Raw genomic sequence first — 12810 nt, 5'->3', positions numbered from 1 at the left:
GTCTGGCCTGCCCCGTCCCCTTGGTCCCTCTGATCCTGTTGGTCTCCAAATGGTCCCGTTAGGTTCGCAAATTCCTGACGCGGCCACGTCGGCTTTGGACGGAAGGGCCGCGCTGACCCGGATATGCGATGGGCCGTGAGCAAAAACTGAACCGCATCGGTAAGGCCCGCGACATCGGCCGCGAATGTCGGCAAATGGTAAGTCCTTCATTGCGGCCTTTCCTTGCATTCGAACCGCTTCGTCCCGCGCGTTTCAGGTGAGATGGGCGAGGTGGCGAAAGGGCGAGAAGCGACCAAGCAGGCTGAACCTGTGGCCTTCGCGGCGGCCGCGGCCGCGGTTGGCCCGCCACATCCGGAAGGTGGCGCGCCGCTCGGCGAGCACGCCGGCAATGTCGCAGGCATTGGCGATGCGATCGATCGGCGCCATCGCAAACTTGAGCAGGGCCCGGCCGAGGCCGGTCATGAGGGCTGCGGCGTCATCGATGAAGGTGGCGGCGATATCAAAAGCTAGGGTTTGCATTTTGCTGGTCTCCGGGTTAAATTGAACATTGTTCACATGAGTAACTTGAAAATGAACAATGTTCAAGAAGAATCGCTGCGGGACCAGAAAAAAAATCGGCGCCGGCTCCAGATCCTGGAGATCGCCCGTAGCATTATTACGGCTAAGGGATTGAGATCACTCAAAGTTCGGGACGTCGCGGAGGCCGCCGGGTGCTCGGTCGGCAGCGTCTATAATGAGTTCGGCGACTTCGACGGGGTGATTCTGACCGTTAACCGGGAGACCGTTCAGGCGCTCACGGCGCAGCTGCGCGGGGTTCCGGCCGAGGATCCCATTCGTCAGCTTTACGGGCTTGCCGAGACCTATCTCGTATTCTTTGCGGAGCACGCCAATCTGCTGCGGTCGCTGTTCGAGCACCGGATGGAGGACGATCGGCCTTATCCGGACGACATCCTTCAGATGGTGATGGATGCCTTCGCGCTGATGCACGCGCCCCTGGTGCGGGTGCTACCGGATGCGGATGATGTGAAGATCGCGCTGCTGTCGCGCACCCTGTTTTCCGCGGTGCACGGCATCATCTCGCTCGGCCTCGAGGAGCGCATGGTGGCGGTGCCGCCCCAGATGCTGCGCCAGCAGGTCGAGCAGTTCGTCGATACGCATCTCGCCGGGCTCGGAATTCTGCCGGTCGGCGCGCGGCCCTCTCGATGAGGTGCCGCCGCTACCAGGCGTATCGCAGGCTCGCCGTGCCGGAATAGGTCGTGCTGCGCGCCGCGAACTCGCCGTCGAACTTGGCGGACAGCGCGACGCCGTTCGAAAACTTCAGCTCGGCACCGGCGGACGCGAGCGCGGCGTCCTTTGCCGGCGTCGCGCCATTGACGATGAAGCTCGCGCCAGGCAGCGCCTGGAATGCAGCGACGAGCGTCGGATCGCTCACCCAATCATGCGCCCAGGCCGCGCGACCGCGCAACGTCAGGACCGAATTCGGCGTGAGCAGTGTCGCGCGATCGAAACGCGCGCCGACCTCGCTCCGTGTGTCGGAGGCGGTGCGTCCCTGATAAGTCAGGCCGAAGCCGCTCCCGGCCAGATCAGTCTCGGTATAGGTCGGCGTGCGAAACGCCTGCGTCTGCGCTGCCGCGTAGGGCGTGAAGCCACCGATCGGCGTGGCGAAGCGGTAGCCGCCCTCGATGCGGCCACCGACGGTTTGTGCGTCGAACTTCGCTGTGAGCTGATTGCCGAACGGTGCGAAGCGATCCGTCGACATCCAATGATTGGCTACGGCGAGAGAGGCAGCAAAATAGGCCGGCCCGCTGCGTACGGCGGTGTAGACGCCGGCCTGCAACGCCTCGCTCTTGCCGCCGCCGATTGCCTGCGCAAGATCCCATTTGGTGCCACCGCCCGAGAGCGCGAAGCCGACCAGCGCGTTGCGGCTGAAGTGATAGTCGGCGCCGGCCGCGACGCCGCCGGCCCGCGCGTTGAGGTCGCGGCTGCCGATCACGACAGGGTCGCCATTGGTCCGATTGGTGCCGCCGAACGCCGTGCCCCAGGCCGTCCAGCGTTCTGCAAAGGCTGGCGCCTTGGTGGCTGGGACGCCCAGGGCCTTGTTGTAGGCGAGACCGATGGCTTCCGGCAACGCGGTGCGTTCGGGGCTGAAGCCGAGCACCGTCCCGCCCGTGCCTGCGCTGATCCCTCGGCCGTCAACGAAGGGATCGAGCATCAGGCCGAGGAACTGGCCCGTGAACTGGAAGGCACCCTGCCGCGTGCCGGTGGCAGCTTCCCCGGAGAGCTGGTCCAGAGTGTAACGGAGCTGGGCGTCGCTGAGGCCTGCAAAGGAGGACAGGAAAGGCAGATTGGCGCCGAATGCGCTCAGTGCGCCGGCCACGGCCTTCTGGTTCAGCGTCTGGGCGATAACGGGAAACGCACTGTTGTTGTAGTTGAGCGTCAGGAAGACCGAGGACCCGTCATAGCTGAGGGCGGAGGTGAAAAACTGCGGATTGTATCCGCTGAGCGTCACGCCGGAGAAAGCGCCGGTGAGGCCGGTCGTCGTAGTCAGGATCGTATATTGTGTCGATGCGCCGTAGGCGCCCGCAAGCGTGGTAACGGCGACAGTGCCGCCGTTCAACGTCGCGGTCACGGCCGCAATCTTGTCGGATTGGCCGGCCGCGTTGACGGTGATCGCATAGGTCGAGCCGGCATTGAATGTCGTATTGCCGTAGCTCGTGAGCGAACCGAAATTGCCGGGTGCGACCCTGCCGCCCGACAGCACGATGAGATCGCCGACATTGCCGTTGCCGCCAAGGGTGCCGCCGCTGCTGACCGTCGTCACAACACTAGGCATTGCGCCGTTGACGATGAGGGTACCGGCCTGGACGTTCATGATCGCTGTGTCCGTCGTCGAGCCCGTCAGCGTCCAGGTGGAGCTGCCCGTCTTTTCCAGCGTCTCGAATTCCCGGAACTGGTTCGCCGCGCCGAATGTGCCGAGGTCGAACGTGCTATTGGCCACCCCGCCGAAGCGCAGCGTGTCCGTTCCGTTGCCGCCCAGGACCCAGCCCGTGATGCTCGAGCCGGCGCGCAGCTCGAAGACGTCGTTGCCGTCCTTGAGATCGACTGCCCTGTTGAAGAAATTTCCGAAGATCGTGCCGGAGTTGATGACGGTGTCCTGGCTGGCCGAGCCGAAGATCGCATAATTCGAAGCGCTCGAGATCGTGCCGGCATTGTTGATGACGTTTCCGTCGCCTGCGCCGTTGAGGTTGAGGGCGTTGTTGTTGCTCGCCTGGACCACGCCGCCCGACAGAATGCTGACCTGATTGTTACCCGACGCGTTGGTGATACCGAAACCCGCCGTGCCGGACGTCAGATTTCCAGCAGTACCTCCGATGACGACGGTGTTGTTGTTCGAACCATCGACAACGACTGCAATCGAACCCTGGCTCGTCGTGCCAATGGTCGCTCCGGCGCCTATGGTCACGCTGTTGTTGCTGCCGCCGGAGACGAGAATGCCCGAGTTGGCGGAGGTGATCGTCGCGTTGTTGAGGACATTGACGGCGCTATTCGATGCGGTGTCGAACAGCACGCCAGGAAGGGCTGCACCGTCCAGCGATGTCGCGGTACCGTCGCCGATATTGACCGTGACACCGCTGACGGCCGGGTTCGTCTGAACGGTGGTATTCCCCGCGCCGGTACAGGTAATGAGGTCGCCCGACTGGAGCCCGAGTTGCGTGCCGCTTCCGGTGATCACGCACGCAGCTTCGGCCGGAGCGGCGAGCCACGGCAGTGCGCTGCCTATGGCAAGAGCGCCGATCGCGACGTTCAAGAGAAGCCCGCGCCGTCGACACGTCGTCGCGCGACGGATCTCCGGTGGGGCCAGCAAATCAATCCAAAGCACCTGCTAACTCCTATTGCGGTCCGATCGGATTCGGGCCGCAACGTTGGCTGGTGCTATCCTTAGCGAGGGAGGCTCCGACTATCGTGGACCAGGGCGCAAGTTGGTGTGGCGAAATGCGAAAGACGCAACCATTTTGGGAGCCATGTGGCTGCGACGTCACATCATTTCGCGTCTCGAGGCCCTTGGGCAATGTCCGCGATCGGATGCCGGCGGGTTGCGATGGCACCGGCCGGTATCAGCCTCGTGCCGCGACGGCTTCGCGCGCCCGGGCTGCAACGACGACGACGTCCGGTCTCACGCTGTCGACCTGAACCCGGTTGCGGCCCTTTTCCTTGGCGCGGTAGCAGGCAGCATCCGCGCGGCGCATCGCTTCCTCGAGCGTCGTGTCGCGGTCGGCGATGCAGGTGACGCCGACGCTGGCGGTGACCGCGAAGCAGCGATCGTCCCAGGCGAAGCTGAACAGCTCGAGCGAGCGCCGCAGCCGTTCGGCGATATCGACGGTGTTCGACGGCGAGCACTGCGGCAGGATCAGGCCGAACTCGTCGCCGCCGAGCCGGGCCACCAGGTCATGCGGCCGCCGGTCCTGTTGCAGGAGGCTGGAGACCTGGCAAAGCAGGCGGTCGCCCGCGAGATGGCCGCAGCTGTCGTTGACGTTCTTGAACTGGTCGAGGTCGAGCAGGATCAGTCCCAGCGGACCCGCCGCGACATTGTCCAGCTCGTTCTGCAGGCGCGCCTCGAAGGCGCGGCGGTTGGAAAGGCCCGTCAGCCAGTCGTGAGATGCCTGCCAGGCGAGGCGCTCCTTCTCGGCATGTAGTGCGTCTTCGAAGGCCTGTCGCTGCAGCACCAGTCGCCGCGTGTGCCAGATCAGGAGCAGGATCAACGTCCCGGCGGTGACGATGTTGATGCAGGTGAGCGTTAGCTTGATGGCGCGGGAGCCTTCGCCGAGGACGGTGGAGAAGCGCTTGGCATGCACCGTGAATTGGGTGTTGAGCTCCGAGAGCCGCGCCGACAGGAATTGCAGGCGGCCGTTGTCCTGAACGGGGCCCTTCGCCAGCTCGGACCGGATGACCTCGCCGAAGACGCTCAGCTCCAGCAGCATGGGATCGGTGGCAGCCCACTCGCGGATCGCTTCCTGGAGGAAGCTGACGCCACTGAAGTAGCGAAACAGCCAGATCAATCCCGGAACGTCATCAGGGTGGTTGCCGCCTTGCAGGAAGCCGATGCGGGCGGCCTCGACGTCGACTGGATCGCGCTCGAGCGCCCAGCGCGCGAACTCGTCGCCGATGGGAACGGCGAGCGAGGCCTGATATTGCGCGAACTGGCTCTTCTCGCCCGAATGCAGATAGAGATTGAGGAAATAGACCGCGTTCTTCTGCGAGCGCGACCAGAGCGCTTCGCCCGCGACATAGGCGCGGACCGACGACATCACCTCGAGGCTGAATCCCGCAATCGTCGCCTGGAGCACGACGACCATCACGAAAGGCGAGACGAGCTTGATGACGTGAAGGAAGCTGCGTCCCTTCGTCGACGACTCTGTTCTGCGAAACACCCTGCGTTCCCCAAATCGCTCAACGACCCCAGCGGAGCGTTGCCTGCAACGCCAAGTAGAGGAGAAGGTTGCTTAACCCGGGCTGAAAACAGCGCAGGACCACATCGCAGGGTGAAGGCGTCATGAAGTGGATGGCCGCAGATCGCTTCAAATACCATTGAAGCGGAACTGACGCGGTATCGGCGGACCAATGCCGCGCATTCGTCGCGTGCGGTTTACTCGATCGAGAGAATTGCTAGACCAGCACCGGCTTGCGCACGCGGCCGACGTCGCCGAACACGCGCAAGTAACGCTCGATCTCCGAGGGCAGGCCGGTTGCCTTTTCCGGATTGTCGGAGAGCTTGACGGCCGGATGGCCGTCGACCGACGACACCTTGCAGACCAGTGAGATCGGATCGAGATTGAATGAGCCGTCCGGCGTGCAGCCGACGAAGTCGTTGGTGAGGTTGGTGCCCCAGCCGAACGACAGCCGCACCCGGCCGGTGAAATGGTGATAGGTGTCCTCGATCGAGCCGACGTCCATCGCGTCGGAAAAGACCAGCAGCTTGTCCCTGGGGTTGCGGCCCTTCTTCTCCCACCAAGCGATGATCTCCTCGCCGGCCTGGATCGGTGGTGCGCTGTCCGGGCGGAAGCCGGTCCAGTCGGCGACCCATTCCGGCGCATCGCGCAGAAAGGCCTTGGTGCCGAAGGCATCGGGCAGTGCGATCAGGAGGTTGCCGCCATAGGTCTGGCGCCACTGGTCAAGGATGCGATAGGGCGCCCAGCGCAACTCCTCGTCGTCCTTGGCAAGTGCGGCCGCGACCATCGGCAGCTCATGGGCGTTGGTGCCGATCGCTTCGAGATCGTTGTCCATCGCGAGCAGCACATTGGACGTGCCGATGAAGGAGGGGCCCAGGCCTTCCTTCACGGCCTCGACGCACCAGCGCTGCCAGAGGAAGCCGTGGCGGCGGCGGGTGCCGAAGTCGGAGAGCCGCAAGTTCTCCAGCTTGCGCAGCCGCTCGACCTTGGTCCACAGCTTGGCCTTGGCGCGGGCATAGAGCACGTCGAGCTCGAAGCGGCCGCGGCCCTTCATCGCCGCGCGCGAGCGCAGCTCGTTCAGGATCGCGAGCGCCGGGATCTCCCACATCGAGGTGTGGGTCCACGGCCCGTGGAAGTGCAATTCGTACTGGCCTTCGACCTTGCGCAACTCGTATTCGGGAAGGCGGAATTCGGCGAGCCAGCGGATGAATTCCGCCGAGAACATGTGGGTCCTGCCGTAGAACGTGTTACCGGCCAGCCAGATCAGCTCTTTCTTGGTGAAGCGGATGGTGCGGGCGTGGTCGAGCTGAGCGCGCAGCTCGCCCTCGTCGATGATCTCGGCGAGCCGCACATGGCGCGAGCGGTTGATGACCGAGAAGGTCACCTTCTGATCCGGGTAATCTTCCCGAATCATCTGCAACATCAATAGCTTGTAGAAGTCGGTATCAAGCAGGCTGCGGATAATGGGATCCAGCCGCCAGCTGTGATTGTAGGTCCGGCTCGCAATGTCGGTCACTGTCATGGGGCAATTCTAGCGTGGCGGCCCCCGCGCAACCAGTGGGTTTGGCGAGGGGCTGGCTTCCGCGAATTTGGAGCGGGAGCTCAGTCTCCGGCTGCCGTCGTCGCGACGGTCTCGAGCTGGCTCCTGATCCAGCGATGGGCCGGGTCCTTCTGGTAGCGCTGGTGCCAAACCATGAACATCGGCAGTTCGGCCAGCGTTCGCGTGCGCGATGCCAGCGGAATCCGCGTCTGTGCGAAGCCCCCCATCACGCCGGACGCGAGCAGGCTCGGCATGCTCGCGAGCATCTGCGAGCCGCGCAGGAACGAGGGTACGCCCGAGAAGCTCGGCACCGAGATCGCGATGTCGCGGTGGCAGCCGTTGGCCGCGAGGCGGCGATCGAAATCGAGCCTCTCATTATCGGTATAGACGACGGTGATATGGCGCGCGGCGAGATAGGCATTGCGGTCGGAAGGCGCCGCGCGTGTCTTGGGATCGTAATAGCAGACGTAGTGATCGCTGAGCAGCCGCTTCTGCACGATGTCGACGCCGGACGGCGGCAGCGGCGTGATCATGAGATCGCAGCGGTTCTCGCGCAGCATGGCGGGTGAGGGGGATTGCGAGGGGATGACGCGCAGGTTTAGGTTCTTCACTTGGCCGGCGACATGATCGAAGAACCGCGGCAGCAACAGGTCGCGCTGGAAGTCGTTGGCAGCGATCGTCAGCGAAAGCTGCGCCTGCGCCGGCGCGAAGCTGACGCCGCCGGCAAAGCTCCGCATCTCGTCGATCAGCGCCCGCGCCTTCGCGGCCAGCGCCTGGGCGTGCGCGGTGGCGACGATGCCGCGGCCCGCCTTGGCGAACAGCGGGTCGCCGGCAATCCGCCGCAGCTTGTTCAGTCCGTGGCTGACCGCGGATTGCGTCAGGCCGAGCCGGGTTGCCGCCGCCGTCACCGAACCTTCCTCCAGCACCGCGAGGAACAGTTCGAGGGCATGGCCATCGAGGGCCAAATGATCGATTTCTTTCATGGAATTCATTATAATCGATCTATTTATCTTGAGAATAGGTGGCGGCATTATCGTTCCATAAGCTGCGCACCCGGACCCCGGGACGCCCAAGGGAGAGACAACGCCGATGAATGCCCAGGCGCCAGCCTTGCAGGATCCCCGCCTCAACCGCCCCGAGCCGTTCGCATCGCCGCTCGGCGATGGCGGCTTCTTCCAGCGCGACCGCTCCATCCATCCGCCGGCGCATGCGCCCGGCTACAAATCCTCGGTGCTGCGCTCCCCGCGCCAGGCGCTGCTGTCGCTGGAGAATTCGGTCTCGGAGATCACGGGCCCGGTGTTCGGCCACAACGATCTCGGCCCGCTCGACAACGACCTGATCCGCAACTACGCCAAGGACGGCGATCCCGTCGGTGAGCGCATCATCGTCCACGGCCGCGTGCTGGACGAAACCGGCCGGGGCGTTCCGAACACGCTGGTCGAGTTCTGGCAGGCCAATGCCGGCGGCCGCTACCGGCACAAGAAGGATACGTATCTGGCGCCGATCGATCCCAATTTCGGCGGCTGCGGCCGCGCGCTGACCGACGATACCGGCTACTATTATTTCCGCACCGTGAAGCCGGGGCCCTATCCCTGGCGCAACTACGTCAACAGCTGGCGCCCCGCCCACATCCACTTCTCGGTGTTCGGCTCGGGCTTTGCGCAGCGCCTGATCACCCAGATGTATTTCGAGGGCGATCCCCTGATCCCGGTCTGCCCGATCCTGACGACCATTCCGGACAAGGACGCGCTCGACCGCCTGGTCGCGCCGCTCGACCTCAACGCCTCGACGCCGTTCGACTCGCTCGCCTATCGCTTCGACATCGTCCTGCGCGGCCAGCGTTCCACCTATTTTGAAAACCGTACCGCGGGGAACTGAGCCGATGCCGCAGCCGCTCAACTATCTCAAGGAAACCGCTTCGCAGACCGCCGGGCCCTATGTCCATATCGGCCTGATTCCAGCCATGGCCGGCTTCGACATCTTCGAGAAGAACTTTTCCAACGTGCTGGTGACGCCGAACACCAAAGGCGAACGCATCACACTGGAAGGCAGGGTGCTCGACGGCACCGGCACGCCGCTGCGCGACGTGCTGCTGGAGATCTGGCAGGCCAATGCGGCCGGCCGCTACAACCATCCGGCCGATCGCTCGACCGGTGCACTGGAGGAAGAGTTTCGCGGCTGGGGCCGTGCCGGCTCCGACTTCGACAGCGGCCTCGTCATCTTCGAGACCATCAAGCCCGGCGCCATCACTGACAAGGCGGGGCGCAAATGCGCGCCGCACGTCAATGTCTGGATCGTCGCGCGCGGCATCAATATCGGTCTCAACACGCGGCTCTATTTCTCGGACGAAGAGGCCGCCAATGCCGCCGATCCCGTGCTCAACCTGATCGAACAGCCGGCCCGGCGTTCGACGCTGATCGCAAAGCGCAGCGAGCGCGCCGGCAAGGTCGTGTATTCCTTCACGATCAATTTGCAGGGGCCGGAGGAGACGGTGTTCTTCGACGTGTGAGAATCCGTCGGCCGTCTCGCAGGGTCACTCCACCCGGTCGTCGCGTTTGGCCGTTCCGCGCGCGAGGAATTGCGGCGGCTGCCGCACCTCGCGCGATACCGGTCGCTCGACCGGATCGCGCCCCACCTTTTGTTTCAGTTCAGCCAGATCGATGAAGACGTCCGCCTGCCGGCGCAGGTCGTCGGCGATCATGGGTGGCTGAGTGGAGAGCGTGGAGACGACCGTCACGCGGACACCGCGGCGTTGCAGGGATTCCACCAGCGAGCGAAAATCCCCATCGCCCGAGAACAACACGATCTGGTCGACATGTTCGGCAAGCTCCATCGCACTCACGGCGAGATCGACATCCATGCTGCCCTTCACCTTGCGGCGGCCGGTGGTAGCGTCGACGAACTCCTTGGTGAGCTTGGTGACGACGGTGTATCCGTTGTAGTCGAGCCAATCGATCAACGGACGAATTGACGAGAACTCCTGATCCTCGATGACCGTCGTGTAGTAGAAGGCGCGCAACAGCGTACCTCGGCTTTGAAATTCGCCGAGCAGACGCCTGTAATCGATGTCGAAGCCGAGCGCCTTGGAGGTGGCATAGAGATTGGCGCCATCGATAAAGAGTGCGATCTTCCCAATTGAAGACATTATGCACAAATCTCCAGTTCCGCACGAAGCCAGCCTGTCTCGCCGCCAGGGCACCGTGTGTCGGCGCAAAACACCGAAGGCGCCGATCGCCTGCTGAAAAAGCGGCGCCGGCGACCGGACAGGGGTGGCCGCCTTGCGCCAAGGTCAGGGAGGAGTTCCATGCCACCAGCGCCAGGGCGCCGAATGCAGCCACGCTAAGGCGAGCGCACCATCTACTCAATTGTACTGAGGTAAGGGGCCTCTATCCAAAGGATAGCACCCCATATACGAAGGTAAGTGGGGCGCGTCGGCAACGTCCGATGGTCAGCCTTCGCCGTCATGCAGCTGCGCGCGAAAGGCGCGCGGCGACAGTCCTGTGGCGGCCGCATAGACCCGGCTGAAATAGGCGGGGTCCTCGAAGCCGAGGGCGTAGGCGATCGTCGAGACCGGCAGGTTGGTGTAGACGAGGTTGCGCCGCGCCTCGCGAATCAGCCGGTTGAGGATCAGGTGCGAGGCGGTGTCGCCCGTTGCCGCTCGTGTCACGCGGTTGAGATGGGTCGGGGTGATCGACAGCGCGTCCGCGTAGTCCGCAACGCTCCAGCGTTCCAGATGATGCTGCTCAAGCAGTGCTTCGAAGCGGCGGAACAGGCCGCTTTCCGCAGTGCCATTGCCGCCGCTCTCACTGGTGATCGCGCGGGCCACCAGTCCGATCATGGCCGCCGACAACGCGCGCAGCACATGGGCGCGGCCGAAATCGCGCGCGGCGTGCTCTGCAAAAATCTGCTTCATGGTGGTGCGGATCTGCGGCGTGCCGCGAACCACGCCCGATTGCGACAGGGCTCCGCGCAGGCCTTCGGCGGCGAGCAGCGCCTCGTCCAGGATCTCGGCGGCGATGGTCAATACCCAGCCCTGGGTATCCGGCTCGAAGCGGAAGCCGTGGACGTGTCCGACCGGCACGTTGACGATCTGCATCGGCTTCAACGGCGCCACGCGCCCGTCGAGCGTCGCCTCGCCGCCGCCGCGCTCGATCAGCAGCACCTGGTGCAGCCGGGCATGACGGTGCACGGCGAGCGTCCAGTCATGCAGCACCGAGCGGGACGCGATCGTCTCGCAATGCACGACGTCGGGCAGATCGCCGGACTCGCCGAACAGATTGTAGACCCGGATCGCCGGGGCAGGGGCCACGTTTCTCATGTTCGAATAGTACAAGACAATGGCGAAACCCTCCATCGGTCTGCAGCGCCAAATCTGCAAAAAAGTGCCGACGGGAGGACGCAAAAATGAAAGTTCAGGTCTGTATCATCGGCGGTGGGCCCTCCGGGCTGCTGCTGTCCCAGCTCCTGCATCTCAAGGGCATCGACACGATCGTGCTGGAGAAGTACAGCCGCGACCACGTGCTGGCCCGGATCCGCGCCGGCGTGCTCGAGCACGGTTTTGCAAAACTGATGCGCGAGGCGCAATGCGGCGAGCGGATGGACCGCGAGGGCGAGATCCACAACGGGTTCGAGATTGCCCATGACGGCATTCTGTCCCATATCGACCTGCACAAGCATTCCGGCGGCAATTCGGTGCTGGTCTACGGCCAGACCGAGCTCACGCGCGATCTCTACGAGGCGCGCGACCGCTTTGGCGGCAAGGTCGTGCACAATGCCGAGGATGTGACGCCGCACGAGCTGACCTCGGACCGGCCTTACGTGACCTACCGTTCGAACGGCGAGACTATCCGCGTCGATTGCGACTACGTCGTCGGCGCGGACGGCTTTCACGGCGTCAGCCGCAAATCGATCCCGAAGGACGTGCTGCGCGAATATGAGAAGGTCTATCCGTTCGGCTGGCTCGGGGTGCTGTCGCGCACGAAGCCGGTGTCGCCCGAGTTGATCTATGTGAAGCACGAGCGCGGCTTTGCGCTCTGCTCCCTGCGTTCGCAGGTGCTCAGCCGCTACTACATCCAGGTGCCGCTGACCGACAAGGTGGAGGACTGGGGCGACGATGCGTTCTGGGCCGAGCTGAAGCGCCGTCTGCCGGACGACGTTGCAGGCCGCCTGATCACGGGGCCGTCGATCGAGAAGAGCATCGCGCCACTACGCAGCTTCGTCGCCGAACCGATGAGCTATGGCCGCCTGTTCCTCGCCGGAGATGCCGCCCACATCGTGCCGCCGACCGGCGCGCGCGGACTGAACAGCGCCGCCTCCGACATCTACTATCTCTACCATGCCATGCTCGCGCACTATCAGCGCGGGGACGATTCCGGCCTCAAAGGCTATTCCGCCAAGGCACTGGCGCGGATCTGGAAGGCGCAGCGCTTCTCCTGGTGGATGACGATGATGCTGCATCGTTTCCCCGACCGGATCGAATATGAGGATCGGCTGCAGCAAACGGAGCTGGACTATCTGCTCTCGTCGGAGACAGCGCAGCGCCTGCTCGCGGAGAATTATGTGGGCCTGCCGTTTTAGGCTAGATGACCTCGCCGCACGCGATGCTGCTTCCCTTCTCCCCTTGTGGGAGAAGGTGGCGCGAAGCGCCGGATGAGGGGTTGCTTCGGCAAGCTCGAATGCAAGAGTTTCGCGCGCGGAGAGAGACCCCTCACCCGTCTCGCCGCTTCGCGGCGAGCCACCCTCTCCCGCAAGGGCAGGGCTGTCCGGGGAATGATTCACTGTGTCGCAGCGCATGCCCGGCTATTCCAGCAGGAAGCAGGTACT

General features: G+C 64.1%; 11 protein-coding genes. 4 read left to right on the top strand and 7 right to left on the bottom strand.

Annotated features, from left to right (window positions below):
- Nucleotides 1-252 precede the first annotated feature (252 nt).
- Nucleotides 253-519: a hypothetical protein gene (locus JQ592_RS30990; RefSeq protein ID WP_211406644.1), complete on the bottom strand. Its 267-nt coding sequence runs from the start codon at nt 517-519 to the stop codon at nt 253-255.
- Nucleotides 520-570: 51 nt separating this feature from the next.
- On the opposite strand from JQ592_RS30990, the gene JQ592_RS30985 reads away from it, so the two are divergent.
- Entirely contained in the window at nt 571-1206 is a 636-nt protein-coding gene (locus JQ592_RS30985) for a TetR/AcrR family transcriptional regulator (protein ID WP_211406531.1), read from the top strand.
- A 10-nt stretch (nt 1207-1216) separates the two neighbouring features.
- On the opposite strand, the gene JQ592_RS30980 is transcribed toward JQ592_RS30985, so the two are convergent.
- The 4 genes from JQ592_RS30980 to JQ592_RS30965 all read right to left on the bottom strand — a co-directional run bounded on the left by JQ592_RS30980 (nt 1217) and on the right by JQ592_RS30965 (nt 7979).
- A complete protein-coding gene (locus JQ592_RS30980; protein WP_246820780.1) occupies nt 1217-3808 on the bottom strand; it encodes an autotransporter outer membrane beta-barrel domain-containing protein in 2592 nt (863 codons plus the stop codon).
- Between the two features lie 307 nt (nt 3809-4115).
- Entirely contained in the window at nt 4116-5429 is a 1314-nt protein-coding gene (locus tag JQ592_RS30975; protein WP_211406530.1) for a GGDEF domain-containing protein, read from the bottom strand.
- A gap of 235 nt (nt 5430-5664) precedes the next feature.
- Entirely contained in the window at nt 5665-6969 is a 1305-nt protein-coding gene (gene pncB / locus JQ592_RS30970) for a nicotinate phosphoribosyltransferase (RefSeq protein ID WP_211406529.1), read from the bottom strand.
- An 80-nt stretch (nt 6970-7049) separates the two neighbouring features.
- On the bottom strand, nt 7050-7979 hold the full coding sequence (locus JQ592_RS30965) for a LysR family transcriptional regulator (RefSeq protein WP_211406528.1): 930 nt from the start codon (nt 7977-7979) through the stop codon (nt 7050-7052).
- 97 nt (nt 7980-8076) lie between these two features.
- Here JQ592_RS30965 and pcaH point away from each other — a divergent pair, with 97 nt between their 5' ends.
- Both pcaH and pcaG read left to right on the top strand, forming a co-directional pair.
- Nucleotides 8077-8865 carry a protocatechuate 3,4-dioxygenase subunit beta gene (gene pcaH, locus JQ592_RS30960; RefSeq protein ID WP_211406527.1) on the top strand — a complete coding sequence of 263 codons (789 nt, stop codon included), beginning with the start codon at nt 8077-8079 and terminating at the stop codon, nt 8863-8865.
- A 4-nt stretch (nt 8866-8869) separates the two neighbouring features.
- Nucleotides 8870-9496 carry a protocatechuate 3,4-dioxygenase subunit alpha gene (gene pcaG / locus JQ592_RS30955; RefSeq protein ID WP_211406526.1) on the top strand — a complete coding sequence of 209 codons (627 nt, stop codon included), beginning with the start codon at nt 8870-8872 and terminating at the stop codon, nt 9494-9496.
- Nucleotides 9497-9520: 24 nt separating this feature from the next.
- Here the strand turns inward: pcaG and JQ592_RS30950 are convergent, their stop codons facing one another.
- Both JQ592_RS30950 and JQ592_RS30945 read right to left on the bottom strand, forming a co-directional pair.
- The gene (locus JQ592_RS30950) at nt 9521-10132 is read right to left on the bottom strand and encodes an NYN domain-containing protein (RefSeq protein WP_211406525.1); all 612 of its coding nucleotides are present in this window, start codon (nt 10130-10132) and stop codon (nt 9521-9523) included.
- A 303-nt stretch (nt 10133-10435) separates the two neighbouring features.
- Nucleotides 10436-11341, bottom strand: a complete 906-nt coding sequence (locus tag JQ592_RS30945; RefSeq protein WP_211406524.1) for a helix-turn-helix domain-containing protein — start codon at nt 11339-11341, stop codon at nt 10436-10438.
- A 50-nt stretch (nt 11342-11391) separates the two neighbouring features.
- Between JQ592_RS30945 and pobA the strand changes: the two genes are divergently transcribed.
- Entirely contained in the window at nt 11392-12564 is a 1173-nt protein-coding gene (gene pobA, locus JQ592_RS30940) for a 4-hydroxybenzoate 3-monooxygenase (protein WP_211406523.1), read from the top strand.
- Nucleotides 12565-12810 lie beyond the last annotated feature (246 nt).

Origin of the sequence: Bradyrhizobium iriomotense, assembly GCF_018129405.1 — a bacterium.
Taxonomy (GTDB): Bacteria; Pseudomonadota; Alphaproteobacteria; order Rhizobiales; family Xanthobacteraceae; genus Bradyrhizobium; species Bradyrhizobium iriomotense_B.
Note: the sequence above shows the minus strand (reverse complement) of the source record. Positions and strands in the feature narration are given on the sequence as shown.

Bases quoted from the DNA above. Each gene is read 5' to 3' on its own strand.
- JQ592_RS30965 (WP_211406528.1), bottom strand. From the start codon at position 7,979: ATGAATTCCATGAAAGAAATCGATCATTTGGCCCTCGATGGCCATGCC.
- JQ592_RS30945 (WP_211406524.1), bottom strand. From the start codon at position 11,341: ATGGAGGGTTTCGCCATTGTCTTGTACTATTCGAACATGAGAAACGTG.
- JQ592_RS30950 (WP_211406525.1), bottom strand. From the start codon at position 10,132: ATGTCTTCAATTGGGAAGATCGCACTCTTTATCGATGGCGCCAATCTC.
- pcaG (WP_211406526.1), top strand. From the start codon at position 8,870: ATGCCGCAGCCGCTCAACTATCTCAAGGAAACCGCTTCGCAGACCGCC.
- JQ592_RS30990 (WP_211406644.1), bottom strand. From the start codon at position 519: ATGCAAACCCTAGCTTTTGATATCGCCGCCACCTTCATCGATGACGCC.
- pncB (WP_211406529.1), bottom strand. From the start codon at position 6,969: ATGACAGTGACCGACATTGCGAGCCGGACCTACAATCACAGCTGGCGG.
- JQ592_RS30985 (WP_211406531.1), top strand. From the start codon at position 571: ATGAACAATGTTCAAGAAGAATCGCTGCGGGACCAGAAAAAAAATCGG.
- pobA (WP_211406523.1), top strand. From the start codon at position 11,392: ATGAAAGTTCAGGTCTGTATCATCGGCGGTGGGCCCTCCGGGCTGCTG.
- pcaH (WP_211406527.1), top strand. From the start codon at position 8,077: ATGAATGCCCAGGCGCCAGCCTTGCAGGATCCCCGCCTCAACCGCCCC.